This is a genomic window from Methylobacterium sp. 4-46 (assembly GCF_000019365.1).
Lineage (GTDB): Bacteria > Pseudomonadota > Alphaproteobacteria > Rhizobiales > Beijerinckiaceae > Methylobacterium.
Window position 1 is genome coordinate 4690337 of record NC_010511.1, and the last position, 24871, is coordinate 4715207.

Below are 24871 nucleotides of genomic sequence, written 5' to 3' on the forward strand. Positions count from 1 at the left end.
GGGCCGGGCTCGTCGCGGTCAGGACAGCGCCTCGTCGAGCAGCGCCGCCTCGGCCTCGGCCAGAATCTCGTCGGCCCCCTCCCCGTAGACCCGCTCCCGCCCGATCTCGAGCATCACGTTCACGGAGAGGGGCGAGACGCGGTCGAGCGCCTTGTGGATGATTCGCCCCTGGATGCGCGACAGCATCATGCCGAGGCGGCGCACGTCGAGGAGTCCGGTTGCCGCATCCTGGCGCGCCGCCCGCAGCAGCAGGTGGTCGGGCTCGTGCTTGCGCAACACGTCGTAGATCAGGTCGGTCGAGATCGTGACCTGCCGGCCGGTCTTGCGCAGGCCCGGATGGTGGCGCTCGATCAGCCCGGCGATGACCGCGCATTGCCGGAAGGTGCGCTTCATCATGGCGGATTCGTCGAGCCAGGCTTCGAGGTCGTCGCCGAGCATGTCCTGCGCGAAGAGCGCGTCGAGGAAGCCGGGCTCGCGACCGATCCGCTCGGCCACGTCGCGGCTGCCGAAGATCGCCAGCCCGTAATCGTTGGCCGCGAAGCCGAGGGGGCGCAGCCCCGCCCGCTCGAGGCGGCGGGTCAGCAGCATGCCGAGCGTCTGGTGGGCCAGGCGGCCCTCGAACGGGAAGCAGGTCAGGTAGTGGCGGGACCCGCGCGGAAAGGTCTCGACCAGGAGGTCGCGCGGGCCGGGCAGGATCGAGCGGCGGCGCTGCAGCAGCAGGTAGTCGGCGACCTGGGCGGGCAGCCGGTCCCACTCGAACGGGTCGGCGATGAGCTGGCGCACCCGGGCGGCGAGGAAGGTCGAGAGCGGGAATTTCGCGCCCGCGTAGCTCGGGATGGCCGGGTCGGTGCCCGGCGCGCCGCGGGTGACCAGCGCCTCGTCCTCGTGCAGGCCCTCGAAGCGCAGGATCTCGCCCGCGAACAGGAAGGTGTCGCCGACCGTCAGGGTCTCGGCGAAATCCTCCTCGATCTCCCCGAGCACCCGGCCGCCCCGGGGCAGGATCGTGCCGGGCTTGCCCCGCACGCCCCGGGCGAGCCGCACCTTGACGTGGGTCGATTCGATGATCGTGCCGACATTCATCCGGTAGGCCTGCGCCGCGCGGGCGTCGCGCACGCGCCACAGCCCGTCCGGACCGCGCAGGATCTTGGCGAAGCGCTCGTAGGCGCGCAGGGCGTAGCCGCCGGTGGCGACGAAATCGACCACCTGCTCGAAGTCCTCGTAGGCGAGGTCCGCATAGGGCGCGGCCGCGCGCACCTCCTCGTACAGGTCATCGACCGCGAAGCCGCCCGCGCAGGCCATGCCGAGCACGTGCTGGGCGAGCACGTCGGGGGCGCCGAGGCGCGGGTCGGGCGTGTCCTGGGCGGCCTCCTCCACGGCGTCGAGGGCGGCGCGGCACTCCAGGATCTCGAAGCGGTTCGCCGGCACCAGGTAGGCCCGGGAGGGCTCGTCCATGCGATGGTTGGCGCGGCCGATCCGCTGCATGATCCGGCTCGCGCCCTTCGGCGCCCCGACATTGACCACGAGGTCGACGTCGCCCCAGTCGATGCCGAGGTCGAGGGTGGCGGTGCAGACGACGGCGCGCAGCCGCCCCTCCGCCATCGCGGCCTCGACGCGGCGGCGCTGCGTGGCGTCGAGGGAGCCGTGGTGGAGCGCGATCGGCAGCGCGTCCTCGTTGAGCTTCCAGAGTTCCTGGAAGGTGTACTCCGCCTGCAGCCGCGTGTTGACGAAGACGAGCACCATCCGGTGCTGCCGGATCAGGTCGTAGATCGCCGGCATCGCCTGCCAGGCGGTGTGCCCGGCGAGCGGCAGGGCGCGGCTCGCCTCCAGCAGGCGCAGGTCGGGCCTCGCCCCGCCCGAGACCGTGATCAGCTCGGCGAGGCGCGGTTCGGGCGCCTGCGGGACGAGGTAGCGCTGCAGCGCCTCCGGCTCGCGCACGGTGGCCGACAGGCCGGTGGCGGCGAGGCCCGGCGCGAGGCGGTGCAGGCGGGCGAGGCCCAGCGCCAGGAGGTCGCCGCGCTTCGAGGTCACCAGCGCGTGCAGCTCGTCGAGGATGACCCGCTTCAGGCCGGCGAACAGGGTCTCGGCCTCCCGGTGGGCGATCAGCAGCGCGAGCTGCTCGGGCGTGGTCAGCAGGATGTCGGGCGGGCGCTCGATCTGGCGGGCGCGCTTGTGGGCGGGCGTGTCGCCGGTGCGGGTCTCGACGCGGATCGGCAGGCCGATCTCCGCGACCGGCGCGTCGAGGTTGCGGGCGATGTCGACGGCGAGCGCCTTCAGGGGCGAGACGTAGAGCGTGTGGAGGCCGCGCGCGCCGGGCGGCCGCTCCGCGAGCTCGACCAGGGTCGGCAGGAAGCCCGCCAGGGTCTTGCCGGCCCCCGTCGGCGCCACGAGCAGCGCCGAGCGGCCCGCCCGGGCGGCGGCGAGCAGCGCGAGCTGGTGCGGCCGCGGCGACCAGCCCCGCGCCGAGAACCAGGCCAGGAAGGCGGGCGGCAGCGCGGCCGCGTCGGCGGCCGGTGCGGGCGGGCGCGTCCCGCGCCGGGGCCGCCCCCGCGCGGCGCTCACGCCCGGCCGCTCTCCAGCATCCGGGAGACGAGCCGGGCGGTGAAGTCCACCATCGGCACGATGCGGGCGTAGTTGAGCCGGGTCGGACCGATCACGCCGACGACCCCGACGATCTTCTGGCGGCCGTCCCGGAACGGCGCGGCGATCATCGAGGAGCCGGAGAGCGAGAACAGCTTGTTCTCCGAGCCGATGAAGATGCGCACGCCCTCGCCGCCCTCGGCGCGCGTGAGGAGGTCGATGACGTCCTTCTGGCTCTCCAGGTCGCTGAACAGCAGGCGGATCCGCTCCAGATCCTCGGCGGCGCGCAGATCCTCCAGCAGGTTGGCCTGCCCGCGGACGATCAGCTGGCGCTCGTCGGAGGGCCCGACCGAGCGGGCGAGCCCCGCCTCGACGAGCCGCTCGGTGAGGGCGTCGAGTTCCCGCTTCATCGCCTCGCGCCCGGTCTCGATCTCGGCGCGCACCTCGCCGAGCGTCCGGCCCCGGATGCGGGCGTTGAGGAAGTTCGACGCCTCCTGCAGGGCGCCGGACGGGAGCCCGAGGGGCAGGTCGACGAGGCGGTTCTCCACCGAGCCGTCCTCGGAGACGAGCACCACCAGGGCGCGCCCGGGATCGAGCCGCACGAACTCGATGTGGCGCAGGTTGGCGTTCTGCTTCGTCGTGACCACGACCCCCGCCCCCCGCGAGATGCCCGACAGCATCACGGTCGCCTCCGTGAGCGCGGTCTCGAAGGTGTGGCGGGAGGCGGCGGCGCGCATCTGCGCCTCGATCCGCCCCTGCTCCTCCTGGCCGACATCCCCGAGTTCGAGCAGCGCGTCGACGAAGAAGCGCAGGCCCGTCTCGGTCGGCAGACGCCCCGCGCTGGTGTGCGGGGCGTAGATCAGGCCCGCCTGTTCGAGGTCCGCCATGACGTTGCGCACGGAGGCCGGCGACAGCGTCATCGGCAGGATGCGGGCGAGGTTGCGCGAGCCCACCGGCTCGCCCGTCGCCAGGTAGCTCTCGACGATCTGGCGGAAGATCTCGCGCGAGCGCTCGTTCAACTCGGCGAGGCTGCGGGCTTGGCCTGAGCCGGCAGGCAGGGGAGGAGGATCTCGCGTGTTCATCAAAAGGTTGAAAGCCGAGGCACTCTAATGTGAGGCGGACCGCAGCCATTCGCAAGCGCACGAGAAGCCGCGGCGCGGCGCGTCCCGGCCGCCGCGCGGCTCGGGCGAGCGGCTTGCCGGACTCTGCGCCACCGCCTAAGAGCGCGTGCCCGTCCCGGTCCCCAAGGAGAGCCCGATGCGTCCATCCAAGCGTGCGCCCGACGAACTGCGCAAGGTCACGCTGGAGAAGGGTGTCGCCCGCTACGCCGAAGGCTCCTGCCTCGTCACCTTCGGGGAGACCAAGGTGCTGTGCACGGCGTCCCTGGAGGAGCGCGGCCCGCCCTGGCTGCGCGGCTCGGGCAAGGGCTGGGTCACGGCCGAGTACGCCATGCTCCCGCGCGCCACGCACGAGCGCAACCGGCGCGAGGTCACGGCCGGCAAGCCCTCCGGCCGCACCCAGGAGATCCAGCGCCTGATCGGCCGCTCGCTGCGGGCCGTGGTCAACCTGCCCGCCATCGGCGAGCGTCAGATCGTCGTCGATTGCGACGTGCTGCAGGCGGATGGCGGCACCCGCACCGCCTCGATCACCGGCGCCTGGGTCGCCCTGCACGAGTGCTTCACCTGGATGCGCGGGCGCTCGATCATCTCGGTCGACCCGATGCGCGACCACGTGGCGGCGATCTCCTGCGGCATCCACAAGGGGATTCCGATCCTCGACCTCGACTATGACGAGGATTCGGCCGCCGACACGGACGCCAATTTCGTGATCACCGGCTCGGGCGGCATCGTCGAGGTGCAGGGCACCGCCGAGATCGCGCCGTTCTCGGAGGAGCAGTTCCTCGGGCTGCTGCGGCTCGCCAAGGCGGGCGTGGCGCAGCTCGTCGCGCTCCAGAAGCAGGCGGTGGGCTAGGCGATGGGGCGGCGCCTCACCGGCCGGGTCGTGATCGCGACCCACAACGGCGGCAAGCTGCGCGAGATGCGCGAATTGCTCGCCCCCTTCGGCGTCGAGGCGGTCTCGGCCGGCGAACTCGGCCTCGCCGAGCCCGAGGAGACCGGCGTGATGTTCGCCGAGAACGCCGCCATCAAGGCCCGGGCCGCCGCGTCCGCCGCCGGCCTGCCGGCCTTCGCGGACGATTCCGGCCTCTGCGTCGACGCCCTCGACGGCGCCCCCGGCCTGTTCTCCGCCCGCTGGGCGGGGCCGTCGAAGGATTTCGGGCAGGCGATGGAGCGGGTCGAGCGCGAACTCGCCCTGCGCGGGGCGACGAACCGGCGGGCGCATTTCGTCTCGGCCCTCGTCCTGGCCTGGCCGGACGGGCACGAGGAGCTGTTCGAGGGACGGGTCTTCGGCGAACTGGTCTGGCCGCCCCGCGGCAGCCGCGGCTTCGGCTACGACCCGATGTTCAAGCCCGACGAGAGCCCGCTCAGCTTCGGCGAACTCGGCGCCGAGGAGAAGCACGGGATCGACTGGGCGAACGGCCGCGCCCTGTCCCACAGGGCGCGCGCCTTCCTGAGCCTCGCGGCCTCCTGCCTCGGCCCCCGGGCCTGACCGGTCGGGGGCCGGGCCGGCCGCCGGCGCGGATCAGACCACGTCGAGCCCGACGTCGACGTTGCCGCGGGTGGCGTTCGAGTAGGGGCAGACCTGGTGCGCCTTCTCGACCAGCCCCTGGGCGGTCGCGCGGTCGAGGCCCGGCAGCGCGACCTTCAGGTTGGCGGTGATGCCGAAGCCGCCCTCCGAGCGCGGGCCGATCCCCACCGTCGCGGTCACGGTCGCGTCGGCCGGCACCTTGATCTTCTCCTGACCGGCGACGAACTTGATCGCGCCGAGGAAGCAGGCCGAGTAGCCGGCCGCGAAGAGCTGCTCGGGATTGTTGCCCTCGCCCCCGCCGCCGCCGAGCTCCTTCGGAGTCGTCAGCTTGACGTCGAGGCTGCCGTCGGCGGTCTTGGCGCGGCCGTCGCGGCCCCCGGTGGCGGTGGCCTGAGTGGTGTACTTCACGTCGACGGACATGGATGCCCTCCATGGATGCGCGGGCGCAACGGCCCGGTGGGTCCGGCCAACCCTCGCGAGCCGGCGGATTTCATATAGAGCGCTAATTCATAGCGTGCAATTTGTTTTCTCGGCGGCGAAAGCGTATCGTTCCACATGCAACCTGCCGTGACAGGAAGTGGGACCCGCACGTTCCCGCTGCGCCGCGGCGGAGGCACCGAGCGGGCCGGCGCCGGGTCGATGGAGGCGGACATGTCGGGTTCACCTGCCGAGGTCGCGGCGACGCGCGGCGCGCCGGCCACCGGCGACCTGCATCTCGCGCAGCAGATCTGCTTCGCGGTCTATTCGGCGGCGCATGCCTTCAACCGCATCTACAAGCCTCTCCTCGACGGCCTCGGCCTGACCTACCCGCAATATCTCGCCCTGCTGGTCCTCTGGGAAGAGGACGGGCAGACGATGAAGGCGATCGGGCAGCGGCTCTACCTCGATTCGGGGACGCTGACGCCGCTGATGAAGCGACTGGAGGCCGGCGGATTGGTGAAGCGGGCCCGCGACGGCGCCGACGAGCGGCTGATGCGGATCACGCTGACGGAGGCCGGGAGGGCTCTCCGCCAGAAGGCGCTGCCCTTTCCGCACGAGATCGTCTGCGCCACCGGGCGCACGCCGGCGCATCTGGAGGCGCTGCGCGACGAGATCGTCGCTTTGCGCGACGCGCTCCACGCCCACGCCGCCCCCGAGCGCGACCTGTCCTGACCGGCCGGCATGTGCGCCAGCGCACCGGCCCGCCCGGCGGGGCGGCCCGGGAACCTTTGCGCGCGGGCGGGACTGACCATCTCAGGGCGGTCCGGCCAGCCCGGACGCAACGGTGGGGGCCGCGCTGAGGCCCCTTCGCGGAGTTCGCACGCAAGCATGACCACCGACATCCTCTTCCGCCCGCTGACCCTCGGCGCGGTCCACCTCCAGCACCGGGTCGTGATGGCGCCGCTGACGCGCATGCGCTCGCGCCAGCCCGGCGACGTCCCGCAGCCCCTGAACGCCGAGTATTACGGCCAGCGCGCCAGCCGCGGCGGCCTCGTGATCGCCGAGGCGACCGACATCACCGCGCAGGCCCGCGGCTATCCGGGCGCCCCCGGCATCTACACGCCGGAGCAGGTCGAAGGCTGGCGGGCGGTCGCCGACGCGATCCACGCCAAGGGCGGCTTCCTGTTCATCCAGATCTGGCACACGGGCCGGATCTCGCATTCCTCGATGCAGCCGGGCGGGGCCCTGCCCGTGGCGCCCTCGCCGGTGCCGGCCCCGGGCCAGCACATGGACGCCCGCTTCAACCCGGTGCCGTTCGAGACGCCGCGCGAACTCGCCGAGGCCGAGATCGCCGAGATCGTCGGCCAATTCGCAGAGGCCGCCCGCAACGCCCGCGCGGCGGGCGCGGACGGGGTCGAGATCCACTCGGCGAACGGCTACCTGATCGACCAGTTCCTGCAGGACTCGACCAACCGCCGGACCGACCGCTACGGCGGCGCGATCGCGAACCGGGCCCGCTTCCAGCTCGAGATCGTCGACGCCGTGACGGCGGCGATCGGCGCGGACCGGGTCGGCATCCGCATCTCGCCCTGGGGCAGCTTCAACGGCATGAGGGACAGCGATCCCGGCGCCCTGTTCGACCACGTCACGGCCGAACTCGGCCGGCGCGGCCTCGCCTACCTGCACGTGGTCGAGCCGCGGGCGGACCAGACCAGCGACGTGAACGCCCTCGACCCGAACGCGCCGGACGCGGCCGCGCGCTTCAAGCGCCGCTTCGGCGGGCCGCTGATCGCCGCGGGCGGCTTCACGCCCGCGACCGCCGCCGCCGCGGTGGCGGGCGGGGACGTGGACGCGGTCGCCTTCGGCCGGCTGTTCATCGCCAATCCGGACCTGCCCGAGCGCATCCGGCGCGGGGCCGGCTTCAACCGCTACGACCGCGCGACCTTCTACGGCGGCGACGCGCGGGGCTACACCGACTACCCGGCCCTGTCCTCGGCCGCCTGACCGCTCGGTTGGGGGCGCCGGCTTGTGCCGGGCGCCCCCGCGCGGCAAGTCTCGCCCGACCTCACGTCGGAGACCTGCCGTGGCCCTCGATTGCACGCCCTCGATCAGCATCGACGAGTCGGAGCTGGAGGAGAGCTTCGTGCGCGCCTCGGGGCCGGGGGGGCAGAACGTCAACAAGGTGGCGACCGCGGTGCAGCTGCGCTTCGACGTGCGCCGCTCGCCCTCGCTGCCGAACGCGGTCGCGATCCGCCTCATGAAGCTCGCCGGCCGGCGGCTCACCGCCGAGGGCGTCCTCGTCATCACCGCGCAGGAGCACCGGACGCAGGACCGCAACCGGGCCGAGGCGCGCGAGCGGCTGGCGGAGCTGGTGCGCGAGGCCGCGATCCCGCCCAAGCCGCGGCGCCCGACCCGTCCGACCCGCGCCTCGAAGACTCGCCGCCTCGACGCCAAGTCCCATCGCGGCGGCGTCAAGCGCCTGCGCGCCGCCAAGCCCGGCGCCGACTAGAGGCTGTGTCGCATCATCCGCGAGCCGTGTCCCGAAATGACGAAGGATTCAGCACGGCGTCGGATTCCGCCGGAGGCTCGACCTCGTCCGGCCCGGATGTGGGGCCGCATTAAGGGGCGTGGCGGACCCTGATCCCGACGCGAGCGCCGATCCACAACAAGGCCGCCGCGCGCAGGGCGAGGGGATCCGATGGCTGGACGGTGGCGGAGATGGGGCCTGCAGGGCGCGGGGGTCGCGGCCGCGTGGCTCGGGCTGCTCGCGCTCGCGGGCGGGGACGGCGCGGCGGCGCTCGCCCTGCGGCCGGGGCTCGACCCGGTCGATCCGGTGCGCCCCGCCGTGGCGCCGGCCGCGCCCGCCGTGCGGGTGATCCTGGCGGCGCCGTGGGCGCACGGCACCGCCTTCTTCGCCGAGGAGGCGCGCCAGGTCGCGCGGGCCGAGGCGCTCAGCGGTTCGCGGTGACGACCGGGCCGATCGCCCGCCCGAGGGAGACCCAGGCCACCGCGCTCTGGGACTCGCGCTTGATGAAGGTGTAGCCGGTCCGGTGCCAGGGGAGCACCGCGCTGGTCTTGTTGTCGAGCACGAGGTCGCCGCGGTCGGTACGCAGCATCAGCACCGCGTGGCCCTCGCCCTTCTCGTCGATCACCACCGTCATGCGCATCGCCCGGCGCGGCAGGCCGCCCTCGGCGAGCAGCTTGCGCTTGAGCAGCTGGAAGTCCTCGCAATCGCCCGTGCCGTCCTCGGCGAGGTCCCAGCGGTCGGGCACGCCCCAATGCTCCTGGTCGGTGATCGGGCGGATGCGGCCGTTCACGCCGCGGTTGACCGTGAGGATGGTCTGCCAGACGCGCGGGCTCAGCGTGATCGTCTCGGGCTCGGAGGGGTCGACCGCGCATTCCGCCGCGGAGCGCCGGCAGAACTCGACCCAGGCCGGGATCGGCTTCGCCTCGCCGCTCGCCACCGGCAGGGGCCCGGCGGGGGGGAGGGCGGCGAGGGTCTGGCCCGTCGCCTGCGAGGCCGTCAGGAGGCCGGCGAGGAGCAGGCCCGTCCGCAGCAGGCTCCGGCTCCCCCTGTGATCCCCGCTCCGCATCCGTCCGCCCCGTTAAGCTTCCGTTAAGCTTTCGTGGCACGAGCGGCGGGTGCGGGCAACGGATCGGTGAAGAATTAGTTAACGGCGCCGGCCGCGCCGGGCGGCCTTGACGCGCCCCGGCCGCGATGGCCTGCTGCGGCGAAGATCGGCGGGCCGGGCCCCCCTCGTTCCGGGCCCGACCCGCCCCGTCGGGGGCGACGCCGCATGGCACTTCCGGAACCCTTGCTGAAGCAGGTGCGCGTGAAGGACCTGCGGCCGACCCAGATCACGGTCGGCTTCCGGGAGGTGGAGGCCAAGCGGGAGCACTGGCGCGGCCAGGACCCGGACGAGCGGGCGAAGTTCCTCGGCTCGCACATGATCCCGACCCTGATCGGGCCGAAGGCGCACCACTACATCCTGGACCACCACCACCTCGCCAGGGCGCTGTTCCTCGAGCAGGTCGAGACCGTGATGGTGACCGAGGTCGCGGACCTGCACCACCTCGACAAGGCGGATTTCTGGACCGTCTGCGACCACAAGGCCTGGGTCCACCCCTACGACGCCGAGGGCGTCCGGGTCGGGTTCAAGGCCATCCCGAAATCCCTCGCGGATCTGGAGGACGATCCCTATCGCAGCCTCGCCGGGGCGTTGCGCCGGAAGGGCGGCTTCGCCAAGGAGACGACGCCGTTCAGCGAGTTCCTGTGGGCGGATTTCCTGCGCCGCCGGATCGAGAAGCGGAGGCTGCGCGAGGATTTCGGCGCGGCGCTGGGGGAGGCGATGGCCTGCGCCAAGTCGCCGGAGGCCCACTACCTGCCGGGCTGGTGCGGGCCCTCCGAGACCTGAGCCGGCCGGTCGGGAGGCGGCGGGGCGGGCCCCGCGTCGGTCCGCACGCCCGTTCTCACCCCTTCTCACCGACGCGACGAACCGACATCCGTGCGTTTCGCGCGAACTCACGCCGATTCGCGGCGCTCACGGGACGTTGCGTATCCAGATTACCTCAGTGCACGCGAGGACCGCGCTGACGAGAGGGGCGGACATCTCGCGCGCCTGCTCGCTCGCGACCGTATCCAAGGGTTCGTGCTCTTGCCGATCGCGTGAGGACCGCGTTCTCGTCCTGCAACGCCGCAGCGGCAGGCGTAAGCCGGGTTCGCGCGCGCTCCTTCTCATCTCCGCCCGGGCACCTGCCCGATGCCGGCAGCCGCGCTGCCGTCACCGGCGCGGCCACGACGCGGCCCGCCATCTCTGCCGCCGGGGGGCGGGACCTGCGCCACCGAACCCCGCCCGCCGCCCGGCATCGACGAAGCCGCGCCCGCGCCGCGTGCGACGCTGCGCGCCGGCAACGCCCCCTGCGGGACCGCGGCGGACGAGGCCCTGTCCGCCGCGCTCGACCGGGCCCCTCGACTGGCCGGTGGCCCTCGGCACCTTCGCGGGCCTCGTCGACGGCCAGATCAAGAATCCGAGCCGTGCCGATCGCTGACCGAAACAGGGCCGCCGCCTCTCCCTACGCCGGCAGGACGATCACCTTCGTCTTGACCGGCGTCCGCGCGTAGAGGTGGATCATGTCCTGACTCAGCAGGCCGACGCAGCCGCTCGTGATGCCCTTGCCGATCGATTCGGGCTCGCTGCTGGCGTAGATCGTGTAGAGCGTGTAGGCGCCGTTCTGGTAGAGGTGGAGGGTGCGGGCACCGAGCGGGTTGTCGAGGCCGCCCGGCATGCCGCGGGCGTATTTGGCGGCCTCGGGCTGGCGCCGGATCATCTCCTTGGGCGGTGTCCACGTCGCCCATTCGGATTTGCGGCCGACATAGGCGTCACCGCTCCACAGGAACCCGTCGCGGCCGACATTGGCCCCGTAACGCGTGGCAGACCCGTCGCCCTCGATGCGGTAGACATAGAAATTGCTGGGATCGACGACGATCGTTCCGGGCGCTTCTTTGGACTCGTAACGAACTGTTCTGCGGTAGTACTTTGGATCGACCTTGCTGATGTCGACCGCCGGGATCGGGAATTTCTCCTCCGGCAGCGGTCCGTAGATCTTCGTCGCCTCGGCAAGGAGCAGGCTGTCGGACGCCGCGCAGCCGGCGAGCCCGAGCGCGCCGACGCCGACGGTCGAGCCGACCAGGAACGACCGGCGCGTGAGAAGCCGCGCCTGACGCCGCACCAGAGCGGTCTCGTCGCTCCCGCCGGCCCCGGCCTTCCTACCGTCGATCATCATGATTTGGGACTTCCCGTCTCTTGCGGCCCGATGAGAGAACGCTCCGGCGACCCGTGACGCCTACGGCCCAGCTTAGATTGCCGGTACCGGGTGCGGCTGACAAGCACGGCCTCCGCCGCGCGGCGCTCGCCATTGGCCGAAGCCGGCAACGTTCATGCGATCTTGCGGCCTCGCTCGCGCTGGCGTTGAAGCAACGGCGCAGTTCGCGCCATCAAATGCGTCGTGAGTGTGGCCAGCGCCACTCGCGGCCGGGCGTGGTCGGCGACAGCCCCTGCTGAATGGCCTTGCCGCGGAGGCGCGCGTCCGGGCCGCGCACCGACCTCGGCCGACGGCGCGAGCCCGCACGCCCCTGCCGGCCAGACCCGGCCGAACCCTGAACGGGCAAGAGGAACGGCGGGGACCACCATGGGGAATCCCCGACCAGCGAGGCCGATCAAAGCGACAGCGGAAGCCAGAAATCAGTTGGAGCGGGCGATCGGGATCGAACCGACGACATTCAGCTTGGGAAGCCCAGGTAAGTCGTTGATTTTCCTAGAAGGTGTTCCCCGATGCCGACCGGACGCGAAGCCCGGATCGCCGCTCTAGGAAAGCGTGTGGGCCGGCTCTTTCGCTGCTGGTCATCCACCTCCGACGGCTGCACGGCCGGGCAAATCGGCTGCCTGAGACGAGCCGGCGGACCAGGACGACCCGCGACCCGCGAGCCGCGGGCGCATTGCAACGATGCAACACCATCGAGGCATTATCGGGCAGTGCTCCCGCTGGATCCTCGCCGACCAAGTTGTTGCTGCCTTACCGGCAGATATGATGCTGCAATCGGTGCAGCGCTGCCGCAAGCTTAGCTGATAGAGGGGAGGAGACTCGGCCGGCTGGGGGGCAACAAGGATGAGGGCTGGCCCATAGAACCCGGGGGGGGCCAGTGCGCCACTTCCAGACCTTCGATGAGTGCTGCCGAAACGGCCCTCGCCAACCGACAGCGGGCCCTCAAAGTCGGCGAGCGCCACTTACCACGGCACCGATTCGCGTAAGGGCGGCCTATGGAACCGTAGTCCAAGCTGAGAACCGTCCAGCAGAACCTCACCCTCGCGGAGCATGCACAGACTCCCCGCGCCGAGGCCAAGAAGGGTTGAGAGTGCTGACCTAATTTCCCTCGGATTAGCAATATTTATATGATTGTGATTATAGGAACTGGCGCTCCAGGGCATTGCGAGTTCGCCCGCCTTCGAGCGCGCTCCGGAGGAGAACGGCTACGCCGAGCGGGTTTACCTTCACGATCAAGGAGAACCTGCTGCGGATGAAGAGCTTCGACACCGTCGAGGATCTCCGCCGCGCGACGCTGTCCTTTCGGGTGAGCTACAACACAACCTGGTTGGTCGAGTGGCACGTGTTTCGTCCACCGGCGACTATTCGGGCCGCACAGCTTCCACCTGCGGCCCTGGCCGCGTAGGCTTCAGACCGGTGTCTCACAATCCGCGGGCGGCAAGCGAGGTCTCAACCTGGAACAAGACCGCAAGGAGGCGGTTCCGTATACTAATGCTCAAAGCGGCAGACATGCGGCTCTTTGAGCCTGCGTTTCGAACGCGCAGCAGGCCTTCAAATCTCGCTCTCTCGATGTGGCTGTGCGGCCATCGTTGAGGAGCCCTAAAATCGCTCAGGAAGGATGCGCCGTGTCCAACGCCATCGTGAAATCTCCTATGCAGTACCTCGACAAGGCTACCTCAGCCCTGCGTGAGCTGGGCATCGTTCCTCCTCCGGCCATGGAGGCCCCCATCAATGGCCTCCTGGAAAAAATCTCGGACTTGGATCAGAACCGAATCGTGATTATTGCTCGCACGCTCGGACAGACCAACGTATTCAATGAGGTCGTGCGGGAGCAGACCCAGGCAATGGAAATCGGCGAGCGCTACCGTCAGATCACCGAGTCCTTCAACTCCATCCGCGACGACACAAAGAAAATGGTCGATCAACTCGAAGATAATAAGATCGACTTCCTGGAGCGTGTCACCAACGTATGGATGAAAATCTCAAGGGGTGATGTCGCGGATCGGTTCGATGACATCAAAAAAGTCTATCTCGACGTGACTCGGTCCACCAAGGATCAGATCCAGCGCGAGCAAATCATCCTCGATGCCTACCGTGACTTCCGGGGCGCCTTAAAACACGCCGAGGTGATGGCTCTGGAGGTGCTCCGGTCCGCGGAGCAGAAGCTTGAGGCAGCCAAGACGGAGTTGCAGAGGGCATCGGATGCTGTCGTCAACTTCAAAGGAACGGAGATGGCCGAGCGCGCTCGGCTTGAGTTGACCCGCGACGAACAGCTCCGCCGCACCCAAGACGAAGAAAAGCGCTACCAGATCGCCAAGGATCTCTCGGACAATCTTACGGTCAGCTATAACACCTCTGAGGTGATCATGGCTCGATTGATGCAGATGACCAGCGCCAAGGAGCGCGTCTATGCCCAGGCTGTAACCTTCTTCTCGACGAACGACTCCGTGTTCACGGCACTTAAGGCGTCATTCGCCGGCATGTTCGGCCTGCACGAGGCAACCCAGACCCTAAACGAGATGAAGGAAGGCGTGTCCCGCAGCCTCGAGGTGCTGGCCGAGATCGGCGACCAGGTCGGCGAAGCTGCCGTGAAGGCAGGTTACGGTCCAACTATCCGGGCCGAAGCGGTCAAGAAGCTCGTGGACTCGGTCATCACGTTCCAAGAGCGCTCTCTGGAGATCGTTGGCGAGATGCGCAGGCTCGCAACTCAGAACTCGGCTGAGATCCGCGACGCCGTCGAGGATGGCAAGCGACGCATTGCGCGCTTGGTAGCGGAAGGACAGGCACTGCCGGCCAATGGCTGATCAGGCCTCAGCGACCAAGCAGGGCGCCGGAAGAGCTTCCCAAAGCCTCGACGAGGTCATGCTCGCGATGGATGTGGTGGACACGCTCCGCCACCAGGAGAACCTTGTCAGCCGTGAGCTCGGCCAGGAGGCCCATGATGCGCAGCTTCTGCAGCGACTGCGCGACATCTACCGTGGGCAGGGGATCGAAGTGCCCGACCGGGTCCTTCTGGAAGGGGTCGAGGCCCTCAAGGAGCAGCGGTTCGCTTATACGTCACCCGGACCCAGCTTCTCGCGCACCGTGGCGCTGGTCTGGGTCAACCGTAGGCGCTTCAGCAAGGGGCTACTGGCCATCGCGGCGGTCCTCGGTCTCGGCTGGGGCACTTACCACTTCGGTGTAGCTGAGCCGGCCCGGCAGCGGACCGTGCAGCAGCAGGCCCAGGCCGAGCGAAACCGGGTGGATCTCGCCGAGAGATTACCAGCTGCCTTGAAACAAGGACATGAGGACGTGCTGCGAGAGGCACAAGTTCCCGCAGCGCGCCAGAAAGCTGACCAGATTTTGGCTGATGGGGAGGCCGCCATCGAGCGGAAGGATGCCGAGGGCGCACGGCAAGCCATCGGCAGCCTGGAGGTTCTGCGAGCGGAACTGCGTCGCGAGTATGTCCTGCGCATCGTTTCTAGGCCGGGCGAGCCTACCGGCGTTTGGCGAGTTCCACAGCGTAATCCGACAGGGCGCAACTACTATCTGATTGTGGAGCCGGTGGCCCCTGATGGGCGAGTCCTCAGCCTGCCTGTCACCAGCGAGGAGGACGGCCAAGTAGCGACTACGTCGAAGTGGGGCGTGCGCGTGAGTGAGGCCACAGCCAAGCAGGTGCAGCAGGATAAGAACGACGACGGCATCGTGCAACGCAACCTTCTCGGCGAGAAGCGCCGCGGCTTTCTGGATGTCGACTACCAGATGCCGGTGCTCGGCGGTGCAATCCTACGGTGGTGACTGAATGATCTCGGGACGGCAGGCGCTCGCGCAGATTGAGCATACTATCGAGAAAGCTCGTCAGCAGGAAGCACAATTCGAGCGAGTCTATAGTGCAGCGACCGAAGAAGTCGGCCGCCTCCGTATCCAACGGACGGAGGCATTTCGCGAACTCGCGCGACTGAAGCTGGACGCTATCGCGAAGGATGAGGTCGTCGATCATCTCGATGCTGCTGAGCGCCAAGCCGTTGCCCTTCTAAACAATCGCAAGGAGATCTTGCGGCAGTTAACCGAGCGGCGCCGGCAGGCTGAGGAGCGGGTGAGGCAGGCAGAGGCGGATCGGCAGGCCGCCACTGACGTGTTGGAAAAGGCTTTGGCGGAGGCCGAGACTACCCGCAAAAATGTCGAGGCGAGGATCAGCACCGACCCCGAATGGATCTCAACCCGGGCTCGACTGGCGGAGATCACTGAGCAGGCCCGGCGGGCCGAGAAGAAAGCCGTGCAGGCCGAAACTGATCGCGATGAGAAGCGCCGGCCCTATGAGGCCGACCCGCTGTTCATGTACCTGTGGAACCGGAAGTTCGGCACAGCCGCCTACAGAGCTAATCCGTTCACTCGCTACATGGATCGTCTGGTGGCGCGCGTTGTCGGCTACGGTAAGGCACGGGCCAATTATGCCCTTCTGAATGAGATTCCAGAGCGGCTGCGGGAACATTCCAGACGCATCATCAACGAACTGCGAGAGGCTCGGGCTAGTCTTACGACAGTGGAGCGTAATGCGCTCGTCGGTGCTGGAGTTGAGGCGGTGGAGGCCAGAGCGGCCAAGGCACGCGATATCTTGTCCGAAACGGTGCACAAGCTCACCGGAGCGCGGGAGGCTCTCTCTTCGCTGGATCGCGCCTATGACACTTCTGTTCTGGAGGGGGATGCTCCATATCGAGATGCGGTTGAGTTGTTGGCGGCCGCCGACGAGCGTGAGAACCTCGACCAGCTCTACCAAGAAGCCCTTGCAACGCCGACACCGCGAGACGAAGAGATCATTCGGAGCATCCAGGCGATTGATGGCAAGATCAATCGAGCGCTGCATTGGGCTGTAGACGCTCATCGCCAGCTCAAGGAGACGGCTCAGCGCCGCGTGATGATTGAGCGTGAGCGCGAGGGACTTCAGCATCGGGGCTACGACACCCCTTACGGTACATTCAGCAATGAGGCCGCCCTGAGCAACATTTTGGGTGGCGTCCTCACGGGTGCGATCGGCGGCGCGGTCCTAGGACAAGTTCTCAAAGGAGGTTTCCACCGGGGGCCAAGCCCGTGGGATTCCGACTTCGGCGGTGGGCTACCCATACCGCCCCCAGACGGTTTCGGCACTGGCGGGGTCTTCGGTGATGGTGATTTCAGGACTGGGGGAGGGTTCTGAGCGGAAGAGAGGGCATTGCACGAGAACGGGACTGTCAGGATTTCCGGCGGCGTGCCCATCACCGCCTTCGGGGTGGCTATGGCCTTGGCGCGGAACCCCGAAGCTGTGTCAGCCATGATGGAGGCGGTATGGGAGATCGCGTCCCATGGCCTGCGTTGGATAGAGTACCGGGATTTCTCGGAGCAGGAAGAACGCGAGCATCTCAGAGAGGCGATCCGGATTCAGACGGAGGTCGCGGGGGAGCGGCCCCTCGGCTGGTCCACGGGCCGATGCTCGATCAACACCCGCAAGCTCGTCATGCAGGAAGGCGGCTTCCTCTACGACTCTGATTCCAATGCCGACGACCTCCCGTACTGGGTCGAGGGACCGCACGGGCCTCACCTTGTGGTTCCGTACACTCTCGACGCCAACGACATGCGCTTCGCGACCGCCCAGGGCTTCAACAGCGGCGACCAGTTTTTCACATACCTGGAGGACAGCTTCGACGTGCTCTACCGAGAGGGCGAGCGCAGCCCGAAGATGATGAACGTCGGTCTTCACTGTCGGCTGGCGGGGCGACCTGGGCGTGCGGTGGCTGTCATGCAGTTCCTCGATTATATCCAGAGCCAGAGGCGGGTATGGCTGTGCCGCAGGGTCGATCTTGCCCGGCACTGGCATGCCCACCACCGCCCTGACTGAAGCCCGCGAATGACTGGCGATAGCACCGCAATCAGACGAGCGACCCGGGACGAGCTTGAGTTGGCGGTCGAGTGGGCTGCGCAGGAGGCCTGGAACCCCGGTCTCGCCGACGCCGACTGCTTTTATGCCGCAGATCCGGGCGGGTTTCTGATCGCATATGTCGGGACAGACCCTGTCGCCTGCATCTCCCTCGTTCGCTACGGGGCAACATTCGCGTTCCTGGGCTTCTACATTGTCCGACCGGAGCGACGTGGTCGGGGCTACGGCTACCAGATCTGGCAGGCCGCCATGGAACGGGCCGGGGACCGCACGGTTGGTCTCGATGGAGTCGTCGCGCAGCAGGACAACTACAGGAAGTCAGGCTTCGTGCTTGCTCACCGGAATGTCCGGTTTGGCGGCAGGCCTAGATGCCAGAGACCAGACGACCCCAGGCTTACCTCCATCGGCTCCGAACTGTTGCAGTACGTGATCCAATACGACCGGGCGTTCTTCCCTGGGGAACGGGGTACGTTCCTGCGCTGCTGGTTCCGGCCTGACCGCCGCACGGGCATGGCCCTCGTCGAGGACGGGTCGGTTACCGGCTATGGCGTCGTTCGGGCCTGCCGGGAAGGGTTCAAGATCGGCCCCCTGTTCGCGGACGCGCCGCACGGAGCCGACCTGCTTTTTCGAGCACTCGTGGCCCAGGTCCAGGGCGCACCTATTTTCCTCGACGGCCCCGAGCCCAATGGGCAGGCCCTGGACTTGGCCGCTCGTCATGGCCTCTCGCCGGTGTTTGAGACAGCGCGGATGTACCGAGGATCGGCCCCGGATCTCCCGCTCTCACGCATCTACGGCATCACCACGTTTGAACTCGGATGATGAGTCGATCCGGTGTACGCTTCACTCCCGGTGTGCGGGAGGTCGTTTGATCTTCAGGCAACTTGTCCCGTGGTGTTAGGAGGCATCTTTGCCAAACCGCCGACAGATCCTGAACCTTATGTCCGCCGCTGTGGCATGGTCGTGCCTCGCCGGTGCTGCCGGTGCCCAGAGCCCGACCCCGCTGCAAACGGACGGCGTGAAGAGTGAGATCTATTTCGGATCAGACATGGGGGCTGGGCAGAGCGTCAGCCAGCAGGCCTGGGAGGAGTTCCTGTCGGAGGTTGTCGTGCCTCGCTTTCCTGCTGGGCTCACCCTCTTGGAAGGGCTTGGCAGGGGGTTGAGAAGCTCAGGCCCGTTAACCCGAACCCGGATCCTGATCGTGATCCATCCGAGCGCGGGCGATGCTCAGGCTCGCTTGAGTGAAATTGAGGCGGATTACCGGAAGCGGTTTGGTTCCGCTGGCGTGTTCCACATAGACCAGCCCGTCCGGATCCAGCAGCAGCAATAAGCGACCGGTTGCATCTGGACCGGTAATCCCGAAGCGTGGTCCTGATCCCTGGCTCACGAGCTTTGGGGGGAGGCTTGAGATGGAGAGGTTTGCAACCGCCCGGCTTCCCGTGCATCCAGGCGCCACGGCTCCAGGCGGGACTGACGTCAGGACGTTGCTGCAGCTGAAGCAGGGCAGCTTCGCCCACTTCACATTGGCTCCGGGCAGGGCGTCATTCGCGGTCGCCCTGAACCGCCCCGGGTTTCCCGGCAACTGTAATCAGTCGGTCGCTGGCACGGTGTAGTCGGTGCCTGTGGCTAGCATGGCATTGAGCGTGACGAGGAGCTTGCGGGCGGTGGCTATCAGCGCGGCCTTTGTTGGCTTGTCGCGGGTGGAGCGAAGCCTATGGTTGCAAAGTACGCTCGTCCTGCTTCGCTCACTTGCAGGCGGTGGATTGCTGTGCCGTAGGCACCTGCTGGCCGATATCTCGTGCATCCTGGGCACCCTCGACATCGTGTTCGGCAAAGTGGACCGGTGAGAGTGGTCCACGGGTTGAGGGACGCTATAGAAAGCGGCGGGGCACTGGCGCTCTGCCCGCGTTTGTCTGGAGCAAATCCGAGTCCGGGACGGGACGTCCTCAACCTGGGGTAGACTAGGAACGAGGCTCCGCGCGGGACCCGGTGTTCTTACGCGAGGCCGTCCTGGTGCGCGGGGTTGGCCGGCTCGCGAAGCGGGAGCCCTCGAGAACGAACCGCCAAGGTGTCTCAACTGCACGCGTGATGCCGATGCGGCGGCCAGAGCTGACCGCGACGGGCCGATCTCCCGCCAGCACTTCGAACGGGGCGCGATCGAGCGGACGACCGTCGTACTCGCCCGTGATCGACAGCGCCTGACAGACGCGGCCGGGTCCGGCGCAGAGGAGGCGGATGTCAGTCGTGCGCCGACGCGCCCTCATGTGCTCGAGCCCATCCGTCGGTTCGAGTGCCCGCACGAGAACCGCGCTTCCCGGTTCGCACACGATATTCATGCACCAGTGCAGGCCGTAGGAGCGGTAGACGTACGCGTGTCCGAATAGTCCGAACATGCTGGCGTTTCGCCGCGTCGGCCCGGCAAAGCTGTGCGAGGCCGGGTCGGCTCGGTCGTAGGCCTCGGTTTCCACGATGATGCCGCCCACCCCCTCGACCAGAAGTCGACAGCCGATCAGGTCGGAGGCAGCGCTGGCTGCCGGGCGATCGAACCAGGAGCGGCGGAGCTGGGCGATCATGCTCGGTGGATGAGACTCTCTCGGGGATCGTGTCGGTTCGAGCGGCGCGTGGAAGGGCGCTCGCGAGCGAGATCGACGAGGACGCGAAGCCTCCTCCCACGTGCATGAGCCCGCGCCAACTAGCCTCCTCGCAGCTGGGGAATAGTTTTTGCTCCGAACACGTCGATGAAGCTGTGCTGATTGAGACCGACTTGGTGGAGGTGCAGCTCGTCGAAGCCGAGCTCGACGTACTCCGCCAGCCACGCGGCATGCTGAGCAGGATCCGAGGAGATGAGCACCGACTCGCCCATTTCGTCCGGCTTGATGTACCGGGTGGCAGTGTCGAAGTCAGCCCGCGCGCGCAACTCCCAGTTCACCTCGCCGCCCAGCACGTTCGTGCGCCACTGCTCGTGGGCGCCTTGGATCGCCTCGGCCTCGCTGGCCGCCCAGTTCAGGCCGACCTGCATGATGAGTGGCTTGCCCTCTCCGTCTCCGCGCCGGAACGCGCCGACGACTCTCCTCACCTGCTCCGGCTTGGCGCTGACGGTGAGAAGCCCGTCGGCCCAACCACCGACAAACTCGGCGCTGGCCTCGCTCACGGCCGCGCCCAGGATGAGCGGCGGCGTGACCGGGCGCGTGTAGAGCTTGCCCTCGACCAGGGTGACGCGCCCGCGGTGCGTCACCGTATCGCCCGAGAGGAGCGCGCGGATGATCTCTGCGCACTGGCGCAGCCGCGCGTTGCGTTCTGCCTTCTCGGGCCAGGGGAGGCCCGTGATGTCCTCGTTCAGGCGCTGATCGCTGCCGAGAGCCAGCCAGAGACGGCCGGGGAACATCTCTCAGAGCGTCGCGGCGGCTTGGGCGAGGATGGCGCGATGGTAGCGATAGCCCGGGGCCGAGATCACCCCAAAGGGCAGGCGCGTGGCGTGCAGGGCCGCTCCCAGCCACGACCAGGCGAAGCCCGACTGACCCTGAGCCTCACCCCAGGGCCGGAAGTGATCGGAGGACATGGCGCAGTCGAAGCCGGCAGCCTGCGCGAGCTGGACACTGCGCAGCACATCCGACGGGGTGAACTGCTCGTGGGACGAGTGATAGCCGATCCGAGCCATTCGCCACCACCTCCCGCACCCAGTTGAACCCAGCGGTGAAAGCGCGGGTTCCTGACGCGTCGCGGCGTGCCGCGAGTCTCGTCACGCGCCCGAGCTCCGAACCAAAGCGGCGCGCCGATGCGGAGGCCATATGTCTGCTCGCGACCACGCTTGGTGGCAGAGGGGGGTCATCTACCAGGTCTACCCTCGTTCCTTTCAGGATTCGAACGGCGACGGCATCGGCGATCTGCCCGGCATTACCGCACGACTCGATCACCTGGTGGCGCTGGGCGTCGACGCGATCTGGATCTCGCCAATCTACCCCTCGCCGATGGCGGATTTCGGCTACGATGTTTCGGATTTCTGCGGGATCGACTCGCGCTTCGGCACCCTCGCCGACTTCGACCGGCTGGTCGCGGCCGCCCACGAGCGCGGCCTGCGCGTCATCCTCGACTACGTTCCCAACCACAGCTCCGATCAGCACCCGTGGTTCATCGAGAGCCGGTCCAGCCGCCACGGCCCGAAGCGCGACTGGTATATCTGGCGAGATCCCAAGCCGGACGGCTCACCGCCCAACAACTGGCTGAGCGAGTTCGGCGGCCCGGCCTGGACCTTCGACGCGGCGACCGGGCAGTTCTACTATCACGCCTACCTCAAGGAGCAGCCCGACCTGAATTGGCGCCACCCAGAGGTGCGCGCGGCGATGCTGGACGTACTGCGGTTCTGGCTCGACCGGGGTGTCGACGGGTTCCGAGTCGACGCGATCCACCACCTGATCGAGGATGAGGCGCTGCGCGACAACCCACCTAATCCGGAGTGGCGGCCCGGCCAGTCACCCGCCCGGGCGGTGATCCGCGTGCGCACGATGGACCAGCCCGAGGTCCACGACGCGGTCGCGGCGATGCGCTGGGTGGCCGACCGCTATCCCGATCGCGTGCTGATCGGCGAGGCCTACCTGCCCATCGACAGGCTGATGGCCTATTACGGCCGGGATCTGTCCGGCTTCCACCTGCCATTCAACTTCCACCTGCTGTCGACACCATGGGAGCCGAGGGCGATCGCGGACCTGGTCCGGGCCTACGAGGCCGCGCTGCCGCCGGGTGGCTGGCCGAACTGGGTGCTCGGCAACCACGACCGCTCTCGCTTGGTCAGCCGGCTCGGTGCCGAGCAGGCGCGCGTCGCGGCGACGCTCCTCCTCACGCTGCGGGGAACGCCCACGATCTACCAGGGCGAGGAGATTGGCATGCGCGACGTGCCGATCCCGCGCGAGCGTGTGCAGGATCCATGGGAGAGGAATGTACCGGGGCTGGGCCTCGGGAGAGATCCCGTGCGTACGCCCATGCGCTGGGAGGCCGGCCCCGGTGCGGGCTTCACCGAAGGCGAGTCGTGGCTGCCGGTCGGAGACGAGGATCCTGGCCTGAATGTGTCGGCACAGTCGCGCGATCCGAGGTCGCTCTTTTCACTTTACCAATCGCTCCTGAAACTCAGGAAGAGCGAGGCGGCATTGTCGGTTGGTGCCATTTCATCCGTTGCGGTGAGTGGAAACATCTTGACGTACGAACGCGAGTGGGGCGGTCAGTCCCTTGCAGTTGCGATGAATTTCGGAGGATCTGCCGAATCTACGATTTTCAGGCGACCTGGCCACATTCTTCTCTCTTCATTGGGATGCACTCACCGAGCTTCCAAAGAGCAGGAACTCTATTTGAGTCCACATGAGGCAATCATATTTGAATATTCGTGAGAGTGACTGTACCTTGTCGACGCAACTATAGCTATTGAGGAGACGATCAATCGCGCGACCTCGTCGCTCCTCGCGTCGACCGACAGCGCTCCTCACCCACGGCCAGAAGCCCGGCACGCCCGAGCCGGGCGACGCTCTCGATGAAGTTGCGCAACTCCGTCAGCCTCAGCCACTCGTCCGTGACCTGCTCGTCCAGGCCGAGGCGCCAAGCAATGTCGCGTCGGCCCGGCTCGCGGTGCAGGCCCTCCACCTGCTCGGCGTAGAGTTCGACCTCCTCTCGACTTCGCGCAAGCCCCGCCTGCACCAGGCCATCTGCCTGCCGGCGCAGGGCGCCTGCAATCTCGTCCAGGCCGATCTCGGGATGGTACTGGACACCCCAGAACACCCCGCCGTCGGAGCGGATCTCGGCAGCCTGTACAGCCGTAACCCGGTTGCCGGCCAGCATGACAGCCCCGGATGGTAGCGCCTCGACCTCGTCCGTGTGGATGGCGGGCGCGTCGTACGACGCGGGCCGACCCGCCAGGAGCGGGTGGCTGCGCCCTGCTGCCGTCGGCGAGATCCTCCGGGCGAAGGCGGCCTCCACTCCGTGAGTGTTTGGGCGCACGCTGCCGCCTGCCGCCACGGTCGCGATCTGCAGCCCAGCGCAGGAGCCGAACGCAGGTGTGCCGGAGGCGAACACTGCTCGCATGAACTCGACAGTGCGCCGCGTCTCGGGCGTCTCCTTGTAGAGGTGCAGGGGTGACCCGGTCAGGAACACGCCGTCGTACCCTGCCAGTGATGCTCCAGCGGGCAGTCCGGCCTGGGCATCCGCCGGCTTGATCCGGTGGCACTCCGCACCGGGCGCCAGACCTAGCAGAGTGTCGACGTAGCTCTCTCCTGAGGAGCGGCCGATGCTCTCGCGCCGCGCCTCGCGCGCCTCAGACGGTTCGCTCTCGGCCACGAGGAAGCGCAGCGCGGAACTGGAGGGATGCACGTTCGCTGTTCTCTTGCCGTGACAGGGTCAGGTGGGGAGGCGTGAACCGGCCGCGACAACTGCAAGTTCCGGACCGGGGCCACGCGTCGCAGGCGACGGAACCGAGGCCGACGGGGGTGCCGCCTCTGATGTGCGTCATTGAAGGAGGTGCAACGATGGCGGAGCAGTGGCTTGCCGGCCCGGAGGCGCAACTCGACTGCTTGATCATCGGGGGCGGCCCGGCCGGGCTGACGGCCGCGCTCTACCTGGCCCGCTTTGGGCGCCGCTTCCTGGTGGTGGATGCAGGGGACTCCCGTGCCTCCTGGATCCCGACGAGCCACAACATCCCTGTTTTCGCCGATGGCATCTCCGGGCAGGAGATACTCGCGCGCCAGCGCGAGCACGTCGCGCGATACGGCGGGCAGATGGTGCGGGGCACCGTCACGACGCTGTGCAAGTCCGATCGTGGCTACACGGCAAGCGTCGAGCAGGGTGCAGAGGCAGGCGATGTACATGAGGTCCGGGCGCGTCGGGTGCTGCTCGCGACGGGGGCGGACGACGTGGAGCCGGAGCTGCCGGACCTTCCTGATGCGATCCGGCGCGGGCTCGTGCGCTACTGCCCAATCTGCGACGGCTACGAGGCGAGAGGCAAACGCATCGCGGTGGTTGGCTACGGCGACAGGGGCTTGGGCGAGGCGGTGTTCGTGGCCCGTACCTACTCGCCCGACGTGACGCTGCTAACGCTGGGCCAGGGCATGGATCTCGATGCGGACGAGCGCGAGCGTGTCAGGAAGCATGGCATCAAGGTCGTCCACGAACCGGTTGTCGGCCTCGACATCGAGGGCTCCAGGATCACGGTGCTGCGCACGGCGAGCGGCGAAGAACACCGCTTCGCGGTGCTTTACTCGGCCCTCGGGTTGAAGCTTCGCTCCGATCTCGCTCTGCGATTGGGGGCCGAACATGACGGGACGGGGGCACTCATTGTCGACGAGCACAACCGCACGACGGTGCCCGGCCTCTATGCCGCTGGCGGCGTGGTGCGCGGTCTCGATCAGGTCGTGGTCGCGATGGGCCATGCGGCAATGGCGGCCACGGACATCCACAACCGCTGCGAATTGCCCACCGAGGAAGAAGTTGACGGAGCCAATGGCAGGGCCCGCGCAGTCTGATCTCGTGCCGCGGGCTCCT

The 24871-nt window shown here is 68.2% G+C and carries 21 protein-coding genes and 4 pseudogenes; 17 read left to right on the forward strand and 8 right to left on the reverse strand.

Going from position 1 to position 24871, the window contains the following annotated elements:
- Window positions 1-18 precede the first annotated feature (18 nt).
- Window positions 19-2559, reverse strand: coding sequence for a ligase-associated DNA damage response DEXH box helicase (locus M446_RS20345; RefSeq protein ID WP_012333991.1), 2541 nt, complete (start codon window positions 2557-2559; stop codon window positions 19-21).
- Complete coding sequence (gene hrcA, locus M446_RS20350; protein ID WP_012333992.1) at window positions 2556-3659, reverse strand: heat-inducible transcriptional repressor HrcA; 1104 nt, start codon at window positions 3657-3659, stop codon at window positions 2556-2558. The genes M446_RS20345 and hrcA overlap by 4 nt, the downstream gene beginning before the upstream one ends.
- 175 nt (window positions 3660-3834) lie before the next feature.
- On the opposite strand from hrcA, the gene rph reads away from it, so the two are divergent.
- Both rph and rdgB read left to right on the forward strand, forming a co-directional pair.
- Window positions 3835-4548, forward strand: a complete 714-nt coding sequence (gene rph / locus M446_RS20355; protein ID WP_012333993.1) for a ribonuclease PH — start codon at window positions 3835-3837, stop codon at window positions 4546-4548.
- Between the two features lie 3 nt (window positions 4549-4551).
- On the forward strand, window positions 4552-5184 hold the full coding sequence (gene rdgB, locus M446_RS20360) for an RdgB/HAM1 family non-canonical purine NTP pyrophosphatase (RefSeq protein WP_012333994.1): 633 nt from the start codon (window positions 4552-4554) through the stop codon (window positions 5182-5184).
- A gap of 33 nt (window positions 5185-5217) precedes the next feature.
- Here rdgB and M446_RS20365 read toward each other — a convergent pair whose 3' ends face one another.
- Window positions 5218-5643 carry an organic hydroperoxide resistance protein gene (locus M446_RS20365; protein ID WP_012333995.1) on the reverse strand — a complete coding sequence of 142 codons (426 nt, stop codon included), beginning with the start codon at window positions 5641-5643 and terminating at the stop codon, window positions 5218-5220.
- A 231-nt stretch (window positions 5644-5874) separates the two neighbouring features.
- Between M446_RS20365 and M446_RS20370 the strand changes: the two genes are divergently transcribed.
- From M446_RS20370 to M446_RS20385, 4 genes are all read left to right on the forward strand, one after another.
- Window positions 5875-6375 (forward strand): MarR family winged helix-turn-helix transcriptional regulator, encoded by a 501-nt coding sequence (locus M446_RS20370; RefSeq protein WP_012333996.1) that lies wholly within the window; start codon window positions 5875-5877, stop codon window positions 6373-6375.
- A 156-nt stretch (window positions 6376-6531) separates the two neighbouring features.
- The gene (locus tag M446_RS20375; RefSeq protein ID WP_012333997.1) at window positions 6532-7647 is read left to right on the forward strand and encodes an alkene reductase; all 1116 of its coding nucleotides are present in this window, start codon (window positions 6532-6534) and stop codon (window positions 7645-7647) included.
- A gap of 79 nt (window positions 7648-7726) precedes the next feature.
- Entirely contained in the window at window positions 7727-8152 is a 426-nt protein-coding gene (arfB, locus tag M446_RS20380) for an alternative ribosome rescue aminoacyl-tRNA hydrolase ArfB (protein ID WP_012333998.1), read from the forward strand.
- A 189-nt stretch (window positions 8153-8341) separates the two neighbouring features.
- On the forward strand, window positions 8342-8611 hold the full coding sequence (locus M446_RS20385) for a hypothetical protein (RefSeq protein WP_012333999.1): 270 nt from the start codon (window positions 8342-8344) through the stop codon (window positions 8609-8611).
- Here M446_RS20385 and M446_RS20390 read toward each other — a convergent pair.
- Window positions 8595-9236 (reverse strand): transglutaminase-like cysteine peptidase, encoded by a 642-nt coding sequence (locus M446_RS20390; RefSeq protein ID WP_012334000.1) that lies wholly within the window; start codon window positions 9234-9236, stop codon window positions 8595-8597. The genes M446_RS20385 and M446_RS20390 overlap by 17 nt on opposite strands.
- A gap of 204 nt (window positions 9237-9440) precedes the next feature.
- Between M446_RS20390 and M446_RS20395 the strand changes: the two genes are divergently transcribed.
- Entirely contained in the window at window positions 9441-10058 is a 618-nt protein-coding gene (locus M446_RS20395) for a ParB-like protein (protein ID WP_012334001.1), read from the forward strand.
- Window positions 10059-10716: 658 nt separating this feature from the next.
- Here the strand turns inward: M446_RS20395 and M446_RS20400 are convergent.
- On the reverse strand, window positions 10717-11427 hold the full coding sequence (locus M446_RS20400) for a L,D-transpeptidase (RefSeq protein ID WP_012334003.1): 711 nt from the start codon (window positions 11425-11427) through the stop codon (window positions 10717-10719).
- 1182 nt (window positions 11428-12609) lie between these two features.
- On the opposite strand from M446_RS20400, the pseudogene M446_RS37460 reads away from it, so the two are divergent.
- From M446_RS37460 to M446_RS20435, 8 genes and pseudogenes are all read left to right on the forward strand, one after another.
- Window positions 12610-12871 (forward strand): annotated as a pseudogene (locus M446_RS37460) (integrase core domain-containing protein); the annotation flags it as partial.
- Window positions 12872-13091: 220 nt separating this feature from the next.
- The gene (locus tag M446_RS20405) at window positions 13092-14270 is read left to right on the forward strand and encodes a hypothetical protein (RefSeq protein ID WP_012334004.1); all 1179 of its coding nucleotides are present in this window, start codon (window positions 13092-13094) and stop codon (window positions 14268-14270) included.
- Window positions 14263-15243 (forward strand): DUF6384 family protein, encoded by a 981-nt coding sequence (locus M446_RS20410; protein WP_012334005.1) that lies wholly within the window; start codon window positions 14263-14265, stop codon window positions 15241-15243. The genes M446_RS20405 and M446_RS20410 overlap by 8 nt, the downstream gene beginning before the upstream one ends.
- A gap of 4 nt (window positions 15244-15247) precedes the next feature.
- Window positions 15248-16639: a hypothetical protein gene (locus M446_RS20415; RefSeq protein WP_012334006.1), complete on the forward strand. Its 1392-nt coding sequence runs from the start codon at window positions 15248-15250 to the stop codon at window positions 16637-16639.
- Window positions 16640-16690: 51 nt separating this feature from the next.
- Window positions 16691-17311, forward strand: a pseudogene (locus M446_RS20420) (polysaccharide deacetylase family protein); the annotation flags it as partial.
- Window positions 17312-17326: 15 nt separating this feature from the next.
- On the forward strand, window positions 17327-18175 hold the full coding sequence (locus tag M446_RS20425; protein ID WP_012334008.1) for a GNAT family N-acetyltransferase: 849 nt from the start codon (window positions 17327-17329) through the stop codon (window positions 18173-18175).
- A 196-nt stretch (window positions 18176-18371) separates the two neighbouring features.
- Window positions 18372-18683: a DUF3574 domain-containing protein gene (locus M446_RS20430; protein ID WP_265576400.1), complete on the forward strand. Its 312-nt coding sequence runs from the start codon at window positions 18372-18374 to the stop codon at window positions 18681-18683.
- Window positions 18684-19066: 383 nt separating this feature from the next.
- Window positions 19067-19200: pseudogene (locus tag M446_RS20435) on the forward strand (NADH-quinone oxidoreductase subunit D); the annotation flags it as partial.
- 114 nt (window positions 19201-19314) lie between these two features.
- On the opposite strand, the gene M446_RS20440 reads toward M446_RS20435, so the two are convergent.
- Complete coding sequence (locus M446_RS20440; RefSeq protein ID WP_012334011.1) at window positions 19315-19926, reverse strand: DNA-3-methyladenine glycosylase; 612 nt, start codon at window positions 19924-19926, stop codon at window positions 19315-19317.
- Window positions 19927-20045: 119 nt separating this feature from the next.
- Window positions 20046-21011 (reverse strand): annotated as a pseudogene (locus M446_RS20445) (TIGR03885 family FMN-dependent LLM class oxidoreductase).
- 130 nt (window positions 21012-21141) lie between these two features.
- Here M446_RS20445 and M446_RS20450 point away from each other — a divergent pair.
- Window positions 21142-22731 carry an alpha-amylase family glycosyl hydrolase gene (locus M446_RS20450; RefSeq protein WP_012334012.1) on the forward strand — a complete coding sequence of 530 codons (1590 nt, stop codon included), beginning with the start codon at window positions 21142-21144 and terminating at the stop codon, window positions 22729-22731.
- Window positions 22732-22777: 46 nt separating this feature from the next.
- On the opposite strand, the gene M446_RS20455 is transcribed toward M446_RS20450, so the two are convergent.
- Complete coding sequence (locus tag M446_RS20455; protein ID WP_012334013.1) at window positions 22778-23704, reverse strand: type 1 glutamine amidotransferase; 927 nt, start codon at window positions 23702-23704, stop codon at window positions 22778-22780.
- A gap of 155 nt (window positions 23705-23859) precedes the next feature.
- Between M446_RS20455 and M446_RS20460 the strand changes: the two genes are divergently transcribed.
- Window positions 23860-24852: an NAD(P)/FAD-dependent oxidoreductase gene (locus tag M446_RS20460; protein ID WP_012334014.1), complete on the forward strand. Its 993-nt coding sequence runs from the start codon at window positions 23860-23862 to the stop codon at window positions 24850-24852.
- Window positions 24853-24871: the final 19 nt, after the last annotated feature.

Excerpts from the sequence above, each read along its gene's own strand:
- M446_RS20425 (WP_012334008.1), top strand. The coding sequence starts at position 17,327 with ATGACTGGCGATAGCACCGCAATCAGACGAGCGACCCGGGACGAGCTT.
- M446_RS20415 (WP_012334006.1), top strand. The coding sequence starts at position 15,248 with ATGATCTCGGGACGGCAGGCGCTCGCGCAGATTGAGCATACTATCGAG.
- M446_RS20450 (WP_012334012.1), top strand. The coding sequence starts at position 21,142 with ATGTCTGCTCGCGACCACGCTTGGTGGCAGAGGGGGGTCATCTACCAG.
- M446_RS20395 (WP_012334001.1), top strand. The coding sequence starts at position 9,441 with ATGGCACTTCCGGAACCCTTGCTGAAGCAGGTGCGCGTGAAGGACCTG.
- rph (WP_012333993.1), top strand. The coding sequence starts at position 3,835 with ATGCGTCCATCCAAGCGTGCGCCCGACGAACTGCGCAAGGTCACGCTG.
- M446_RS20440 (WP_012334011.1), bottom strand. The coding sequence starts at position 19,926 with ATGATCGCCCAGCTCCGCCGCTCCTGGTTCGATCGCCCGGCAGCCAGC.
- M446_RS20370 (WP_012333996.1), top strand. The coding sequence starts at position 5,875 with ATGTCGGGTTCACCTGCCGAGGTCGCGGCGACGCGCGGCGCGCCGGCC.
- M446_RS20390 (WP_012334000.1), bottom strand. The coding sequence starts at position 9,236 with ATGCGGAGCGGGGATCACAGGGGGAGCCGGAGCCTGCTGCGGACGGGC.
- M446_RS20400 (WP_012334003.1), bottom strand. The coding sequence starts at position 11,427 with ATGATGATCGACGGTAGGAAGGCCGGGGCCGGCGGGAGCGACGAGACC.
- M446_RS20460 (WP_012334014.1), top strand. The coding sequence starts at position 23,860 with ATGGCGGAGCAGTGGCTTGCCGGCCCGGAGGCGCAACTCGACTGCTTG.
- hrcA (WP_012333992.1), bottom strand. The coding sequence starts at position 3,659 with ATGAACACGCGAGATCCTCCTCCCCTGCCTGCCGGCTCAGGCCAAGCC.
- rdgB (WP_012333994.1), top strand. The coding sequence starts at position 4,552 with ATGGGGCGGCGCCTCACCGGCCGGGTCGTGATCGCGACCCACAACGGC.
- M446_RS20375 (WP_012333997.1), top strand. The coding sequence starts at position 6,532 with ATGACCACCGACATCCTCTTCCGCCCGCTGACCCTCGGCGCGGTCCAC.
- M446_RS20365 (WP_012333995.1), bottom strand. The coding sequence starts at position 5,643 with ATGTCCGTCGACGTGAAGTACACCACTCAGGCCACCGCCACCGGGGGC.
- M446_RS20385 (WP_012333999.1), top strand. The coding sequence starts at position 8,342 with ATGGCTGGACGGTGGCGGAGATGGGGCCTGCAGGGCGCGGGGGTCGCG.
- M446_RS20410 (WP_012334005.1), top strand. The coding sequence starts at position 14,263 with ATGGCTGATCAGGCCTCAGCGACCAAGCAGGGCGCCGGAAGAGCTTCC.